Origin of the sequence: Streptomyces sp. NPDC026659, from assembly GCF_040638245.1 — a bacterium.
Taxonomy (GTDB): Bacteria; Actinomycetota; Actinomycetes; order Streptomycetales; family Streptomycetaceae; genus Streptomyces.
The window spans coordinates 712982-727746 of sequence record NZ_JBEZXY010000002.1; the positions used below are offsets into that span (position 1 = coordinate 712982).

The 14765-nt window shown below is 66.8% G+C and carries 26 protein-coding genes; 4 read left to right on the forward strand and 22 right to left on the reverse strand.

Annotated elements, in window-relative coordinates; genetic code table 11:
- From rpmD to rpsJ, 20 genes are all read right to left on the reverse strand, one after another.
- Positions 1–183: a 50S ribosomal protein L30 gene (gene rpmD, locus AB0E91_RS07845; protein ID WP_003974250.1), complete on the reverse strand. Its 183-nt coding sequence runs from the start codon at positions 181–183 to the stop codon at positions 1–3.
- Positions 183–788 (reverse strand): 30S ribosomal protein S5, encoded by a 606-nt coding sequence (gene rpsE / locus AB0E91_RS07850; protein ID WP_007494753.1) that lies wholly within the window; start codon positions 786–788, stop codon positions 183–185. Before rpsE ends, rpmD begins: the two co-directional genes overlap by 1 nt.
- 64 nt (positions 789–852) lie before the next feature.
- On the reverse strand, positions 853–1236 hold the full coding sequence (rplR, locus tag AB0E91_RS07855; RefSeq protein ID WP_199586236.1) for a 50S ribosomal protein L18: 384 nt from the start codon (positions 1234–1236) through the stop codon (positions 853–855).
- 3 nt (positions 1237–1239) lie between these two features.
- Positions 1240–1779 (reverse strand): 50S ribosomal protein L6, encoded by a 540-nt coding sequence (gene rplF, locus AB0E91_RS07860; protein WP_361776801.1) that lies wholly within the window; start codon positions 1777–1779, stop codon positions 1240–1242.
- Positions 1780–1803: 24 nt separating this feature from the next.
- Complete coding sequence (rpsH, locus tag AB0E91_RS07865; protein ID WP_026248232.1) at positions 1804–2202, reverse strand: 30S ribosomal protein S8; 399 nt, start codon at positions 2200–2202, stop codon at positions 1804–1806.
- Positions 2203–2411: 209 nt separating this feature from the next.
- Positions 2412–2597, reverse strand: a complete 186-nt coding sequence (locus tag AB0E91_RS07870; protein ID WP_003948630.1) for a type Z 30S ribosomal protein S14 — start codon at positions 2595–2597, stop codon at positions 2412–2414.
- A gap of 5 nt (positions 2598–2602) precedes the next feature.
- The gene (gene rplE, locus AB0E91_RS07875) at positions 2603–3160 is read right to left on the reverse strand and encodes a 50S ribosomal protein L5 (RefSeq protein ID WP_161182766.1); all 558 of its coding nucleotides are present in this window, start codon (positions 3158–3160) and stop codon (positions 2603–2605) included.
- Positions 3157–3480 carry a 50S ribosomal protein L24 gene (gene rplX / locus AB0E91_RS07880; RefSeq protein ID WP_018543913.1) on the reverse strand — a complete coding sequence of 108 codons (324 nt, stop codon included), beginning with the start codon at positions 3478–3480 and terminating at the stop codon, positions 3157–3159. Before rplX ends, rplE begins: the two co-directional genes overlap by 4 nt.
- 2 nt (positions 3481–3482) lie before the next feature.
- Positions 3483–3851 (reverse strand): 50S ribosomal protein L14, encoded by a 369-nt coding sequence (gene rplN / locus AB0E91_RS07885; protein WP_003998823.1) that lies wholly within the window; start codon positions 3849–3851, stop codon positions 3483–3485.
- Between the two features lie 126 nt (positions 3852–3977).
- Entirely contained in the window at positions 3978–4262 is a 285-nt protein-coding gene (gene rpsQ, locus AB0E91_RS07890; protein WP_018543912.1) for a 30S ribosomal protein S17, read from the reverse strand.
- Positions 4262–4486, reverse strand: a complete 225-nt coding sequence (rpmC, locus tag AB0E91_RS07895) for a 50S ribosomal protein L29 (protein WP_007494763.1) — start codon at positions 4484–4486, stop codon at positions 4262–4264. Before rpmC ends, rpsQ begins: the two co-directional genes overlap by 1 nt.
- Positions 4486–4905: a 50S ribosomal protein L16 gene (gene rplP / locus AB0E91_RS07900; protein ID WP_161182738.1), complete on the reverse strand. Its 420-nt coding sequence runs from the start codon at positions 4903–4905 to the stop codon at positions 4486–4488. Before rplP ends, rpmC begins: the two co-directional genes overlap by 1 nt.
- Positions 4906–4910: 5 nt before the next feature.
- Positions 4911–5741: a 30S ribosomal protein S3 gene (gene rpsC, locus AB0E91_RS07905; protein ID WP_030317320.1), complete on the reverse strand. Its 831-nt coding sequence runs from the start codon at positions 5739–5741 to the stop codon at positions 4911–4913.
- Positions 5741–6088 (reverse strand): 50S ribosomal protein L22, encoded by a 348-nt coding sequence (gene rplV, locus AB0E91_RS07910; protein ID WP_019329637.1) that lies wholly within the window; start codon positions 6086–6088, stop codon positions 5741–5743. The genes rpsC and rplV overlap by 1 nt, the downstream gene beginning before the upstream one ends.
- Before the next feature lie 44 nt (positions 6089–6132).
- On the reverse strand, positions 6133–6414 hold the full coding sequence (gene rpsS / locus AB0E91_RS07915) for a 30S ribosomal protein S19 (RefSeq protein ID WP_018543910.1): 282 nt from the start codon (positions 6412–6414) through the stop codon (positions 6133–6135).
- Positions 6415–6426: 12 nt separating this feature from the next.
- Positions 6427–7263: a 50S ribosomal protein L2 gene (gene rplB, locus AB0E91_RS07920; RefSeq protein WP_161182739.1), complete on the reverse strand. Its 837-nt coding sequence runs from the start codon at positions 7261–7263 to the stop codon at positions 6427–6429.
- Between the two features lie 40 nt (positions 7264–7303).
- A complete protein-coding gene (rplW, locus tag AB0E91_RS07925; RefSeq protein ID WP_161182740.1) occupies positions 7304–7723 on the reverse strand; it encodes a 50S ribosomal protein L23 in 420 nt (139 codons plus the stop codon).
- Entirely contained in the window at positions 7723–8379 is a 657-nt protein-coding gene (gene rplD / locus AB0E91_RS07930) for a 50S ribosomal protein L4 (RefSeq protein WP_018543907.1), read from the reverse strand. The genes rplW and rplD overlap by 1 nt, the downstream gene beginning before the upstream one ends.
- Positions 8380–8384: 5 nt before the next feature.
- Positions 8385–9029 carry a 50S ribosomal protein L3 gene (gene rplC, locus AB0E91_RS07935; RefSeq protein ID WP_161182741.1) on the reverse strand — a complete coding sequence of 215 codons (645 nt, stop codon included), beginning with the start codon at positions 9027–9029 and terminating at the stop codon, positions 8385–8387.
- A gap of 17 nt (positions 9030–9046) precedes the next feature.
- On the reverse strand, positions 9047–9355 hold the full coding sequence (gene rpsJ, locus AB0E91_RS07940) for a 30S ribosomal protein S10 (protein ID WP_003948644.1): 309 nt from the start codon (positions 9353–9355) through the stop codon (positions 9047–9049).
- A gap of 474 nt (positions 9356–9829) precedes the next feature.
- On the opposite strand from rpsJ, the gene AB0E91_RS07945 reads away from it, so the two are divergent.
- Genes AB0E91_RS07945 through AB0E91_RS07960 form a run of 4 tightly spaced genes read left to right on the forward strand, consistent with a single transcriptional unit; the run spans position 9830 to position 13074 of the window.
- The gene (locus AB0E91_RS07945; RefSeq protein WP_361776810.1) at positions 9830–10135 is read left to right on the forward strand and encodes a hypothetical protein; all 306 of its coding nucleotides are present in this window, start codon (positions 9830–9832) and stop codon (positions 10133–10135) included.
- Positions 10132–10836, forward strand: coding sequence for a hypothetical protein (locus AB0E91_RS07950; protein WP_361776813.1), 705 nt, complete (start codon positions 10132–10134; stop codon positions 10834–10836). Before AB0E91_RS07945 ends, AB0E91_RS07950 begins: the two co-directional genes overlap by 4 nt.
- A 32-nt stretch (positions 10837–10868) precedes the next feature.
- Positions 10869–12392 (forward strand): putative T7SS-secreted protein, encoded by a 1524-nt coding sequence (locus AB0E91_RS07955; protein WP_361776816.1) that lies wholly within the window; start codon positions 10869–10871, stop codon positions 12390–12392.
- Between the two features lie 4 nt (positions 12393–12396).
- Complete coding sequence (locus AB0E91_RS07960; protein WP_361776819.1) at positions 12397–13074, forward strand: hypothetical protein; 678 nt, start codon at positions 12397–12399, stop codon at positions 13072–13074.
- A gap of 247 nt (positions 13075–13321) precedes the next feature.
- On the opposite strand, the gene AB0E91_RS07965 is transcribed toward AB0E91_RS07960, so the two are convergent.
- On the reverse strand, positions 13322–14044 hold the full coding sequence (locus tag AB0E91_RS07965) for a hypothetical protein (protein WP_361776822.1): 723 nt from the start codon (positions 14042–14044) through the stop codon (positions 13322–13324).
- Positions 14045–14260: 216 nt separating this feature from the next.
- Entirely contained in the window at positions 14261–14689 is a 429-nt protein-coding gene (locus tag AB0E91_RS07970; RefSeq protein ID WP_361776825.1) for a hypothetical protein, read from the reverse strand.
- Positions 14690–14765 lie beyond the last annotated feature (76 nt).

Genomic DNA, 14765 nt, shown 5'->3' on the forward strand with positions numbered 1-14765 from the left:
TCAGTCGACCTCCTCAACCGTCACGAGGTGGCGGACGGTGTGCACCATGCCGCGGAACTCGGGGCGGTCCTCCTTGACGACCTGCGTGTTGATGCCCTTGAGACCAAGGGAACGCAGGGTGTCACGGTGGTTCTGCTTGCTGCCGATGTACGACTTAACCTGCGTGATCTTGAGCTGCGCCATTACGCACCAGCCCCGGCACGCGCACGCAGCAGAGCCGCGGGGGCGACGTCCTCGAGCGGCAGACCGCGGCGGGCCGCGACCTCCTCGGGACGCTGCAGGCCCTTGAGGGCCGCCACGGTGGCGTGCACGATGTTGATCGCGTTGTCGGAGCCCAGGGACTTCGACAGGATGTCGTGGATACCGGCGCACTCGAGCACGGCACGCACCGGGCCACCGGCGATAACACCGGTACCGGGGGACGCGGGCTTGAGCAGGACGACGCCGGCAGCCTTCTCACCCTGGATGGGGTGCGGGATGGTGCCCTGGATACGGGGGACCTTGAAGAAGTGCTTCTTGGCCTCCTCAACACCCTTGGCGATGGCGGCCGGCACCTCCTTGGCCTTGCCGTAACCGACACCCACGGTGCCGTCACCGTCGCCCACCACGACCAGCGCGGTGAAGCTGAAGCGACGACCACCCTTCACAACCTTGGCGACGCGGTTGATCGCGACAACGCGCTCAACGTACGCGGTCTTCTCGGCGGCAGCTGCGCCGCCGTCACGGCCCTTCCGGTCCCGCCGCTCGCCGCCACCGGCACCGCCACCGCGGCGCTGGGGTCCAGCCATTGGAATTACCTCTCTCTGTTTTCCGCTAGCTACGCAGTGACACAAGTCGCTGCGCGACGGGGACTCAGAACTTGAGTCCGGCTTCGCGGGCGGCGTCCGCCAGGGCGGCGATGCGCCCGGCGTACTGGTTGCCACCACGGTCGAATACGACAGCCTCGACACCGGCGGCCTTGGCCCGCTCGGCGACCAGGGCGCCGACGGACTTGGCCTGCGTGGACTTGTCGCTCTCGCCACCGCGGATCGAGGCGTCCAGGGTCGACGCCGACGCCAGGGTGTGACCCTTGATGTCGTCGATGACCTGGGCCACGATGTGGCGGTTCGAGCGCGTCACGACGAGACGCGGACGCTCAGCCGTACCCGAGATGTGCTTACGGATCCGGATGTGGCGGCGCTTGATCGCGGCGCGCTTGTAGGCGTCGCCCTTGAGGATCTTCTGTCCGTATGCCATGGCTTACTTACCCGCCTTTCCGACCTTGCGGCGGATGACTTCGCCCTCGTACTTGACGCCCTTGGCCTTGTACGGGTCGGGCTTGCGCAGCTTGCGGATGTTGGCCGCAACCTCGCCGACCTTCTGCTTGTCGATGCCCTCGACCGAGAACCGGGTGGGGGCCTCGACCTTGAAGGAGATGCCCTCGGGGGCCTCGACGACGATCGGGTGGCTGTAGCCGAGCGCGAACTCGAGGTTCGAACCCTTGGCGGTCACTCGGTAACCGACACCGCTGATCTCGAGCTTCTTCACGTAACCCTGGGTCACGCCGGTGATCATGTTCGCCACCAGCGTGCGGGACAGGCCGTGCAGGGCCTTGTTCTGACGCTCGTCGTTGGGGCGGGTGACGTTCAGAACGCCGTCCTCACCCTTGGCGATGTCGATCGGCGCCACGACGGTGTGGGTCAGTTCGCCCTTGGGGCCCTTGACCTTGACCGTACGGCCGTCGATGGTGACGTCCACGCCGGCGGGAACCGTGATGGGGAGCTTGCCAATACGCGACATAGCTGTTTCCTCCGTTCCCTTCCGTTACCAGACGTAGGCGAGAACTTCTCCGCCTACGCCCTTCTTGCCGGCCTGCTTGTCGGTGAGGAGCCCGTGCGACGTGGAGATGATCGCCACGCCGAGGCCACCCAGCACCTTGGGCAGGTTGGTGGACTTCGCGTAGACCCGGAGACCGGGCTTCGAGATCCGCTTGATGCCCGCGATGGAGCGCTCACGGTTCGGACCGAACTTCAGCTCGAGGACGAGGTTCTTGCCAACCTCGGCGTCCTCGGTCTTCCAGCCGGTGATGAAGCCCTCCTGCTGGAGGATCTCCGCGATGTGAGACTTGATCTTCGACGCCGGCATCGTCACGGAGTCGTGGTATGCCGAGTTCGCGTTACGCAGACGCGTAAGCATGTCTGCGATCGGATCAGTCATGGTCATGAATTGGCCTTCGGCCTCTCTCGCCGGGGTTTCCTGGTGCGCCATCCCTCTCCCCGATCCGAGACGGGGCGGGTGCGGCGCGGTGGACCTACGGCGTAGTAAGTCGTACGGGCGACAGACGCCCAACCCCGCTAGCCTACGGCATGCGGGGAAGGGCCTCTGTCGACCCAGATGCTTACCGAGAGCTTCAGGAATCCCGAATTAGGGGATTACCAGGAGCTCTTGGTCACGCCCGGCAGCTCGCCACGGTGAGCCATCTCACGAAGGCACACGCGGCAGAGGCCGAACTTGCGGTACACGGAGTGCGGACGGCCGCAGCGCTGGCAGCGCGTGTAGCCACGCACACCGAACTTGGGCTTGCGAGCAGCCTTGGCAATAAGAGCCTTCTTCGCCATCTCGCTCACGCCTCCTTGAACGGGAAGCCGAGGTGACGAAGGAGCGCGCGGCCCTCAGCGTCGTTGGTCGCCGTGGTGACCACGGTGATGTCCATACCCCGGGTACGGTCGATCTTGTCCTGGTCGATCTCGTGGAACATGACCTGCTCCGTGAGACCGAAGGTGTAGTTGCCACGGCCGTCGAACTGCTTGGGGGACAGACCACGGAAGTCGCGGATGCGCGGGAGCGCGAGCGACAGGGTGCGGTCCAGGAACTCCCACATGCGGTCGCCACGGAGCGTGACGTGGGCACCGATCGGCTGACCCTCGCGCAGCTTGAACTGCGCGATGGACTTGCGGGCCTTGGTGATGGCCGGCTTCTGACCGGTGATGGTGGTCAGGTCACGGACGGCACCGTCCATGAGCTTCGAGTCACGGGCGGCGTCGCCGACACCCATGTTGACCACGATCTTGACGAGGCCGGGGATCTGCATGACGTTCTCGTACTTGAACTCGTCACGCAGCTTGCCCGCGATCTCCTCGCGGTACTTCTGCTTCAGACGCGGAGTGGTGGTAGTCATCAGATGTCCTCACCCGTCCGCTTGGCAACGCGGATCTTGTTGCCCTCGTCGTCGAAGCGGTAACCGACGCGCGTGACGACCTTGTTGCCGTCCTTCTCCACGACCAGCTGAACGTTGGACACGTGGATGGGGGCCTCGGTGGTCACGATGCCGCCGGCCTGGGAGCCGCTGGCGGTCGGGCCGGCCTTGGTGTGCTTCTTGACCCGGTTGACACCCTCGACCAGGACGCGCTCGTCGCGCGGGTAAGCGGCAATGACCTTGCCCTGCTTGCCCTTGTCCTTACCGGTGATGACCTGGACCAGGTCGCCCTTCTTGATCTTCATGCTTACAGCACCTCCGGCGCGAGCGAGATGATCTTCATGAACTTCTTCTCGCGCAGCTCACGGCCGACAGGGCCGAAGATACGGGTGCCGCGAGGGTCGCCGTCGTTCTTCAGAATGACGGCGGCGTTCTCGTCGAAGCGGATGTACGAGCCGTCCGGACGGCGGCGCTCCTTGACGGTGCGAACGATGACCGCCTTGACGACGTCACCCTTCTTCACGTTGCCGCCGGGGATCGCGTCCTTGACGGTGGCGACGATGACGTCACCGATGCCCGCGTAGCGGCGACCGGAGCCACCGAGCACACGGATGCAAAGGATTTCCTTCGCACCAGTGTTGTCGGCGACACGCAGTCGCGACTCCTGCTGGATCACGTCTATCTCCTGTTTGTCTGCCGGTTCCCGGCCGGGGTCCGGTGAAGGACCCCGACCGAGCCTGGCGGAACGACCTGCGGATTTACCCCGCAGGAATACCTTGCTTCAGCAACTCCCTCGCGGGAATTACTTGGCCTTCTCGAGGATCTCGACGACGCGCCAGCGCTTCGTCGCGGACAGCGGCCGGGTCTCCATGAGGAGGACACGGTCGCCGACACCCGCGGCGTTCTGCTCGTCGTGCGCCTTGAGCTTGTTCGTACGGCGGATGACCTTGCCGTACAGCGCGTGCTTCACGCGGTCCTCGACGGCGACGACGACGGTCTTGTCCATCTTGTCGCTGACGACGAGACCCTCACGGGTCTTGCGGAAGCCGCGGGCCTCTGCGTTCTCAGTCACGTTCTTCTCGCTCATCAGGCGTTCTCCACCGTTTCGATGCCCAGCTCACGCTCGCGCATCAGGGTGTAGATCCGCGCGATGTCCTTGCGGACCGCCTTCAGACGGCCGTGGTTCTCGAGCTGACCAGTCGCCGCCTGGAAGCGGAGGTTGAACAGCTCTTCCTTGGCCTCGCGGAGCTTCGCAAGAAGCTCCTCGTTGCCCAGCTCGCGCAGCTCGGACGCCTTGGTACCGGCCGACATCACGCTTCACCTGCCTCGCGCTTGACGATCCGGCACTTCATCGGCAGCTTGTGAGCCGCACGAGTGAGGGCCTCACGCGCAATCTTCTCGTTGGGGTAGGACAGCTCGAACATGACCCGGCCCGGGTGCACGTTCGCGATCCACCACTCCGGAGAACCCTTACCGGAACCCATGCGGGTCTCGGCAGGCTTCTTCGTGAGCGGACGGTCCGGGTAGATGTTGATCCAGACCTTGCCGCCACGCTTGATGTGGCGGGTCATCGCGATACGGGCCGCCTCGATCTGGCGGTTGGTCACGTACGCCGGCGTGAGGGCCTGAATGCCGTACTCGCCGAACGCGACCTGCGTACCGCCCTTGGCCTGACCACGGCGCTTCGGGTGGTGCTGCTTGCGGTGCTTGACCCTACGGGGGATCAGCATGTCGGTCAGGCCTCCGTTCCGGTGCTCTCAGCCGGAGCGGCGGCGGCGGGAGCCTCGGCCTTGGGGGCCTCGGCGCCGGCAGCCTGCTGCGGCTTACGACCGCGACCGCCACGCTCGCCACCGCGGCCACCACGGGCCGGGCGGTCGGCGCCACCACGGGCCGGGCGGTTACCCGCACGGGCCGCAGCGTTCTCGGCGCGGACCTCGGCGATGTTCTTGACGTCGCCCTTGTAGATCCAGACCTTCACGCCGATGCGGCCGAAGGTCGTCTTGGCCTCGAAGAAGCCGTAGTCCACGTTCGCGCGGAGCGTGTGCAGGGGCACACGGCCCTCGCGGTAGAACTCCGAGCGGGACATCTCGGCGCCACCGAGGCGGCCACCGCACTGGATCTTGATGCCCTTGGCGCCGGCCTTCATGGCGGACTGCATGCTCTTACGCATGGCCCGACGGAAGGAGACGCGGGAGGAGAGCTGCTCGGCGACGGCCTGGGCAACCAGCTGAGCGTCGGTCTCGGGGTTCTTGACCTCGAGGATGTTCAGCTGGACCTGCTTGCCCGTGAGCTTCTCGAGGTCACCGCGGATGCGGTCGGCCTCGGCGCCACGGCGGCCGATGACGATGCCCGGACGAGCGGTGTGGATGTCCACACGCACGCGGTCACGGGTGCGCTCGATCTCAACCTTCGAGATGCCGGCGCGCTCCATGCCGGACGTCATCATCCGACGGATGGCGACGTCTTCCTTGACGTAGTCCTTGTACAGCTTGTCGGCGTACCAACGCGACTTGAAGTCGGTCGTGACACCGAGCCGGAACCCATGCGGGTTAACCTTCTGGCCCATTACCGGGTTCCTTCCTTGCTGCTGACGACCACGGTGATGTGGCTGGTCCGCTTGCGGATCCGGTAGGCACGGCCCTGGGCACGCGGCCGGAACCGCTTCAGGGTCGGGCCCTCGTCGACGTACGCCTCGGAGATGTAGAGGCTGTCGGCGTCGGTGTGGTCGTAGTTGTGCGCGGCGTTGGCGATGGCGCTGTCGAGCACCTTGCCGACCGGCACGGAGGCTGCCTGCGGAGCGAATCGCAGAACAGCCTGAGCCTCCGTGGCATCCATGCCACGGATAAGGTCCACCACGCGGCGGGCCTTCATGGGCGTAACGCGGATGTACCGCGCCTGGGCCCTGGCTTCCATGGTTGTCCCTCTCAGTTACTTACGTGTCTGAATGCGATCCGCTACTAGCGGCGCTTCGACTTCCGGTCGTCCTTGACGTGGCCCCGGAAGGTGCGGGTCGGCGAGAACTCGCCGAGCTTGTGGCCGACCATCGACTCGGTGACGAACACCGGGATGTGGGTCTTGCCGTTGTGCACCGCGAGGGTGTGTCCGAGCATCGCCGGGATGATCATCGAGCGGCGGGACCAGGTCTTGATGACGTTCTTGGTGCCGGCTTCGTTCTGGGCGTCCACCTTCTTGATCAGGTGGTCGTCGACGAAGGGCCCCTTCTTCAGGCTACGAGGCATCTCAACCCGTCCTTAGCGCTTCTTGTTCGTCTTGCGGCGGCGGACGATGTACTTGTTCGACGCCTTCTTGGGCGAACGAGTACGGCCTTCCTTCTTGCCCCACGGGGACACAGGGTGGCGACCACCGGAGGTCCGGCCCTCACCACCACCGTGCGGGTGGTCAACCGGGTTCATGACCACACCACGGACGGTCGGGCGAACGCCCAGCCACCGCTTACGGCCGGCCTTACCCCAGTTGATGTTGCTCTGCTCGGCGTTGCCGACCTCGCCGACGGTGGCGCGGCAGCGCACGTCGACCAGGCGGATCTCACCGGAGGGCATGCGGAGGTGGGCCATGGAGCCCTCCTTCGCCAGCAGCTGCACGGAGGCACCAGCGGAACGGGCGAACTTGGCACCGCCACCGGGACGGAGCTCGATCGCGTGGATCGTGGTACCGACCGGGATGTTGCGGATGGCCAGGTTGTTGCCCGGCTTGATGTCGGCCCCGGGACCGTTCTCGACGCGGTCACCCTGCTGCAGGTTGCGCGGGGCGAGGATGTAGCGCTTCTCGCCGTCGGCGTAGTGCAGCAGCGCGATGCGCGCGGTGCGGTTGGGGTCGTACTCGATGTGCGCGACCTTCGCCGGCACGCCGTCCTTGTCGTGACGACGGAAGTCGATCACTCGGTAGGCGCGCTTGTGTCCGCCACCCTGGTGGCGAACGGTCACACGACCGGCGTTGTTACGGCCGCCCTTGCTGTGCAGCGGGCGGACCAGCGACTTCTCCGGCGTGGACCGCGTGACCTCGACGAAGTCGGCGACGCTGGCGCCACGACGGCCCGGCGTAGTCGGCTTGTACTTGCGGATTCCCATTTCTCAGTCCTCGTCCGATATCGGACGATCCAGACCGCCCTTAGGCGGTCGGACCGCCGAAGATGTCGATACGGTCGCCCTCGGCGAGGGTCACGATCGCGCGCTTGGTGGCGGCACGCTGACCGAAGCCGGTCTTCGTGCGCTTGCGCTTGCCCTGGCGGTTGATCGTGTTGACCCCGGTGACCTTGACGTCGAAGACCGCCTGGACGGCCTGCTTGATCTGGGTCTTGTTGGCGTTCGGGTCGACGATGAACGTGTACTTGTTCTCGTCGATGAGCGAGTAGCTCTTCTCCGAGACGACCGGCTTCAGCAGGACGTCACGGGGGTCCGTGTACGACTTGCTCAGCGGGGTCTCGACCGTGTTCTTGCCCTCGGTGGCGTGGCGCTTCGCCTTGGCGACGCGCGCGGCCTTGGCGGCCTTGGCGGCCTTCGAGGCGATGCTCGGGTGACGCGTAGCCATCAGGCTTCGCTCCCTTCGGTGTCAGCGGCCTTGGGGCCAGACACGAAGGACTCGAACGCGGCCTGGGTGAAGACCACGTCGTCCGAGACGAGAACGTCGTACGTGTTCAGCTGGCCCGGCTCCAGGATGTGGACCTGGGGCAGGTTGCGCGCGGAAAGCAGCGCGGCCTCGTCGGAGCGCTCGATGACCAGGAGCACGTTCTTGCGCTCGCTGATCTTGCCGAGGAAGCTCTTCGCGGCCTTGGTGGAGGGAGTCGCACCCTCGACCACGCCGGTGACGACGTGGATGCGAGCGTTGCGGGCCCGGTCGGTGAGGGCGTGGCGCAGGGCCGCGGCCTTCATCTTCTTCGGGGTCCGCTGCGAGTAGTCACGCGGCGTGGGGCCGTGGACGACGCCACCACCGGCGAACTGCGGCGCACGGGTCGAACCCTGGCGCGCGCGGCCGGTGCCCTTCTGGCGGTAAGGCTTCCTACCGCCACCACGGACCTCGCCACGGCTCTTGACCTTGTGCGTGCCCTGACGGGCCGCGGCCAGCTGCGCGACGACGACCTGGTGAAGCAGCGGAATGCTGATCTTCTCGACGTCGAAGATCTCGGCCGGGAGCTCGACGGTCCCGGCGTTGTCGCCGGAGGGCGACAGGATGTCAATGGTGCTCATAGTCCTCAGGCCCCCTTGGCCGCGGTGCGGACCAGGACGAGGCCGCCGTTCGGACCAGGAACCGCGCCCTTGATGAGGAGCAGGCCCTTCTCCGCGTCAACGGCGTGAACGGTCAGGTTCTGGGTGGTGACCCGCTCGTTGCCCATGCGACCCGCCATGCGCATGCCCTTGAAGACACGGCCGGGGGTGGCACAGCCACCGATGGAACCGGGCATGCGGTGCACACGGTGGGCACCGTGGGACGCCTTGCCACCCTTGAAGTTGTGGCGCTTCATGACACCGGCGAAGCCCTTGCCCTTGCTCTTCGCGGTGACGTCGACCTTGACGCCCGACTCGAAGACCTCGGCAGTGATCTCCTGGCCCAGCGTGTACTCGCTGGCGTCGGAGGTACGGATCTCCACCAGGTGGCGGCGCGGGGTTACGTCGGCCTTGGCGAAGTGGCCCTTGAGGGGCTTGTTCACCTTGCGCGGGTCGATCTCGCCGAAGGCGATCTGGACCGACTCGTAGCCGTCGACGTCGTTCGTGCGGACCTGGGTCACAACGTTCGGACCGGCCTTGACGACGGTGACCGGAACAACACGGTTGTTCTCGTCCCACACCTGCGTCATGCCGAGCTTCTCGCCCAGGATGCCCTTGATCTGCTTAGCCATTCTCAGATCACCGATCCCTAGAGCTTGATCTCGATGTCGACACCGGCCGGAAGGTCGAGTCGCATCAGAGAGTCAACGGTCTTGGGGGTCGGGTCGAGAATGTCGATCAGGCGCTTGTGCGTGCGCATCTCGAAGTGCTCGCGCGAGTCCTTGTACTTGTGCGGCGACTTGATGACGCAGTACACGTTCTTCTCAGTGGGCAGCGGCACCGGGCCCGCGACCGACGCACCAGTGCGGGTCACCGTCTCGACGATCTTCTTCGCCGAGGAGTCGATGACCTCGTGGTCGTAGGCCTTGAGCCGGATGCGGATCTTCTGTCCCGCCATGGCTACTCAGTAGTCCTGTCTCTTCAACGCTCTGGAACCCGGTGGTTTCCGATGCCTTCTCTCCGACCCACGCGGTCGGGCGTGTCGCGCTCCCGCTGACAGAAATGTCCCTATACGGAACATCCCTTCGGGAATGCACACGGCCCGTCCGGAACCGCAGACCGGGGGCGGAAGGCCCACCGAGCGCCTGGCCGGTGCCGCACCTACACTTCCCGGAAGATTCCCGTACGTCCAACCCGCAGGGGTTGACGAGTACTGTGGGACTCGCTTCCGGTCCTCCCGGCGGGAGGCGCGCAGCATCAACACTCGACCGAGCAACTCGGACAGTCTGCCACATGGCCCCCGCCCCTGGCCAATCGAGCGGAAGAGATTACCCCGAGAGTGACGCAGGTCAAACACGGGTCAGCCGCCGCGTCGTCCATATGTTGTGATGTGCACATCATTGATGGACGGATCCATGGGGGCGGAACACGGATGGCGAGCTTCTGCAGGGCCGAGTTCGAGGCACTGGCCCGGCTCGTCGGAGATCTCGGCGAGTGCGCCGAGAACATGCGGTCCGCGATGCGGCAACTGGAGGACATCGGGCCGAGAGGGGCCGGTTCCGCCGAGTTGGAGGACGCCTGCGACGACTTCCAGGACAAGTGGGGTCACGGCATCAAGCTGATAGCCGAGGCCACGGGCGGCGTCGCGGAGAAGGTCGCGCAGTCGGGACGCCTCTTCCAGCACCTGGAGGACGAGGTCGCCGCCAAGGTCCGGTCCGTGAAGGCCGGGGGACGATGACGGCGCCCCTGTCCGAGGAGACCACCCCGCCCGCGTTCCGCTTCGAGGTCGGGCCCGAGTTCCACGAGATGCCCCTCGGCCTCGGGGACGACGAGGAAACACACGGTGAGCGCCTGCGGGAGTTCGCCCACGACTACTGGGGCGAGCGGGAAGACCTGGAGCCCCTGCGCCTGCTCACCCGGGTGATCCAGACAGCCGGTGCGCAGATCCTCGTCGAGGGCGGTGCCGTCTACCACGCGATCGGGGTCTTTCCCATCGGTGGCAGCGCGGACGGCACCGAGCCGCCCGAGCGGATCAGCCGAGCCACCCTCACCGTGAGCATGAGAGAGCTGGAGAATCCCGACCCCCATCTCACCGCGGCGGGCATCTCCGAGGTCCTGGCCCAGGGCGGCGGGGAGAGCGAGGTCCAGCTGATCACGCTGCCGGCCGGTCCCGGGGTCGTCCACGTCGCCGGGGCACGCTCGGTGTGGGAGCTGCCCGACGAGGAGCAGCTGGAGCAGTTCCACATCCGGATCGAGGTCTGGTTGCCCTTCCCCTCGGAGAACCGGCTGCTGCTCCTCTGCCTGAGCACCGCCGACGTACAGGACCTCTTCCACTACCAGGCGGTCCTCGCGGACATCGCCGACACCGTCACCTTCGGCGAGCCCGCCGGGCCCGTGCACGGCACCGCGGCCCCCTCCTCCCCCTTCACCGCCTACTGAAGCACCCGAGAACGGCACCGGAGATCACCCCCGTGAGCACACAGACGTACGAAGCTCTCGGCTTCGACCCCGCGCCCGGCGTCCCCGCCTCGGTGGAGCGCCTGGTCACCTCCCTCACCGGGGTGGGCAAGCGGCTCCACGACGCGCACACCACGCTGACGCGGCTGGGCAGGTCGAACGGCGCCTGGGCGGGCGAGGCGGCCTCGGCCTTCGCGAAGCAGGTCGGCAGCCTGCCGAAGTACCTGGCCGAGGGCCACACCTCCCTGACCGACGCCGCACACGCACTGCACGGCTGGGACACGCGGCTGCGCGAGTTCCAGTCCCTCGCGCGCCGCTACGAGAGCGAGGCCGCCGCGGCCCGCAAGGCGCTGAAGGCCGCGCAGGGCAACCCCGATCTGGGGCTGGCCGGCAAGACCTTCGACACGGAGGAGGAACTGCATGACGCACAACAGCGGCTGAACCACGCGACGAAGCGGGTGCACGACGCCCGGGCCGACCTGGACGACATCCTCAAGAAGGCCCAGCGCCTGCTCGCCGACCACGACGCTGCGGCCGCGGCAGCCGCGTCGATGCTCCGCAGGGCCGCGGAGATCGCCCCGGACGCGTCCCTCCTCGACAAGCTCGGCGACCTGCTGTCGAGCATCGGCGACGAGATCGAGAAGCTCGCCGGCGATCTCTGGAAGTGGGTCCAGAAGCACGCGGACACGATCTACGAGATCGGCGACTGGCTCGGCTACGCCAGCGCCGCGTGCGACGTCCTCGCCGTCATCACGTCCGAGACGGTCGTCGGCGCCATCGCCTTCGAGGCCATCGGCATGGTGCTCAACGGCGGCGCCCTCGCCTTCCACGGCGTCGGCTGGGCGGCCGGATCGAAGAAGGGCAACGCGCTGGACATCGGCCTGGACCTCGTCGGCTTCGTCCCGTTCGGCGATCTGCTGCGCGGGGGGAAGATCGCCAAGGGGGCCCTGACCGGCGTCAAGATCCCCATGAACCTGCTCGACTTCGGCGCCAAGGCGGCCGACTCGTGGAAGCGCGCCGGCGACATCATCGACCACGTCGGGGGCACCGCGAAGTTCGGTACGGACACCGAGAAATGGGTGATGCGCAACGTGGGCGCCCTGGGCCGCAAGGCGCAGGCGATCCACATCACCGCGGACACCCTGAAGGACCGCTTCCACGTGGCTCTGGCCAAGGAGCTCGGCGATCGCGTCCTGTACAAGGCCGGCACGAAGCTGACGGACAAGGGCTTCCAGAAGCTGATGCCCCAGCTGATCGAGAAGACCCCGCTGCGTCGCATTCCCGCGCTCGCGGACTCGGTCCGGCCGATCGTCGACGAGACCGGCAAGGTCGTCGACCACTACATCGACCCCCGGTCCTGGACAGCGCGGGGCTACGAAGCGGTGACCGGCACGAAGGACCTGTACAAGGAGGCCGTTCGCCTCTCGAACGAGGACGTTCAGTACGGTTCCGAGAAGATCCACGAGAAGATCGATCAGGCGCGCGAGAAGGCGGGTCAGACCCTCGGCCGCCTCGCGAGCGCCAACCCGTTTGGATGACACCGTGGACAACTACGCACCGCACACGTTCCTGGTCTCCGTGAACAACCCCGTTCCGGTGTCCGGGCCATCAACAGGGCATCTGCCGCCGGACGCCGAGATGGCCGCCACCATCCGGCTGCCGGGCACCGGCCGCCCCGATCAACCTCCGCTCGCCCAGATCTTCACCCCGCGTTCCACCCACCGCGGGAGCCACCCGTCACCCGCGCCGTTCTGGATACACAGGGGCCCGGACGACGCTCCGCTCTGTTCCGTCCAGCCCGTGGCACCCGATGTCCACGACGTGTTCACGGCAGAGGGGGTGCCGCTGGCGCGGATCACCCGCCGGACCGGCCGCCTCATGCCGTGGCCGCGCCGCGCCCGCTGGACCGCCCACCTCCACACCTCGTCCCAGCAGGTCACGGGGAGGGAAGGCACCTGGTACGCGTGGCTCGCCTACGTCACCACCGCCCCGGTCTGGTTCCTGCTCGTCCTCTGCCTGATGGTCTACTCGTACTTCGAGGGCTCACCGGACGACGCCACCTTCGGCCACCCGGCCCGGACCCGCTGGCGCGTCCCGGGCATCGGTACGGCCCTGGACTACCGAGGCATCAGCAAGACCTACCACTTCAAGCCCCAGCGCCTGGACCTCCGCGTGGCCTACACCCTCGCGGTCCTCAGAACCCGGGACCCCCAACGCTGACCCCCATCGGCTCCCCGGGCAGCGGCAGCGCTGGGATCTCGACCTGCCCGCGCCGCCCGGCACCGGCCGCTGTTTCCGCTCCCGCCGCCGCCTGTGGCTGAGCCGGGCCCGGCTGCGGCGGGAGTGCCCGGCCGACGAGCCCTGGCTGGAGGACCGGTCCCGCGCGCGCTGAGCACGGACACCGGAAGGGGCCAGTGGGCTTCACGCCCACTGGCCCCTTCCGTTTCCGTCGGTCGGACCGTCCGGACTAGCCCTTCGCGGCGTCCGTGCCCTTCAGCGAGGAGAGGACCTTGTCCGTGAGCTTCTTCGCGTTCGCGACCCCGTTGTCGCTCCCCGCCGTGGACAGCACGGTCACGACGGCGGTGCCCTTCCGGGCGGCGATGAGCGTGGTCCCGCTCTCCCAGGCGTCGCTGGTGAGGGTGATGGTGTAGGCCTCGTCGCCGAGACCGGCCGTGGACGCCCCGGCGATCTTGACCTTGCTGTGGGAATCGGTGTCCGTGTAGGAGGGGCAGGCGGCGACGACCTTCGGCAGGGCCTTCAGCACGTCGGCCGCGGTGGTGCCGCGGTAGACGTCGATCTCCTGGTCGAGCTCCTCGGACGTGTTCTTGCTGACGTAGGAGTTCTGGGCGAACGACACTCCGCCGATGCCGGTGAGTTCGATCCAGCTGGTGCCGCCGAGGAGGTCGCACTCGGGCTTGGCGATGGGCTTGGCGGACGGCGGCGTGTAGGTGTCACCGGTGTCCCGGCTCGCGGAGGCGTCGACCGCGAATCCCGCCGGGAAATACGAGGCCGGAGCCAGCGCCTTCTTCAGCTGCGCACCGGTCAGCAGGCCGGCGTTGGGGTCCTTGGCCTTGGCCACCTTGGCGCTCGTACCGCCGTCGGAGGCCGAGCCGGAGGAGCACGCCGTCAGAGCGGCCAGGGGAAGCGCCGCTACGGCGAGCAGCGTGACGGCACGGGACGGGAGGCGCATGGGTGTCCTTGCGGAGGAGAGGGCAGCACGAGAAAGCCCGTATGGCTTGCCGCACGGGCCAAGATCGCTGGATGGCTCGCAGAGTGTAGGGACGCCTGCATCACGAAACGGCGGCCGAACATTCATGCGATGGTCAAACAATGCGCCGCCTTGGGAATCTTTGCCCCGCCTTGAAGCGGTCTTGCACCTCTCGTGGGTCACGAGTGACTCGCGCCGTCATCCAGCGCAGCCCAGAGTCCTGACGGTCGCCGGAAAGTAGGCCCGCATGAACTTCTCGATGTCCTTGCGGTGGGTCTGATCCGTGAGCTTGATCTGGGGGAGCTGGAGGGTGAGGGTGAAGTAGTTCCCGCTTTTGGTTCTGCAGGGGGTTTGGGAAATGGCGCCGTCGGTTCCGACGATTGTCTTGTAACGGAAATCGACAGCGCGCGGCGCCGCAACTCCGGATACATTCCCCGTGCTCTTTGCGAGATACATCAAATCTGTCGCCGTCGATCTCCACGAGAATCGGAGGTCGAGGATCACCTTTTTCCCCGCGAGCACCGAGCAAGGAGCGGTGACCGCCTGCGCCCGATCCACTCGGTTGTACTCACGCCAACCACTTCCCGGCTTCACAATGAGCCGAGTGAGTCCAGGATCGACGCGCACCCCACAAATCACCCCTGGGACCCTGCCACGATCCGGCGATGCACAGCCTGCCGTCATCAAAGCACAAGCCAAGAAG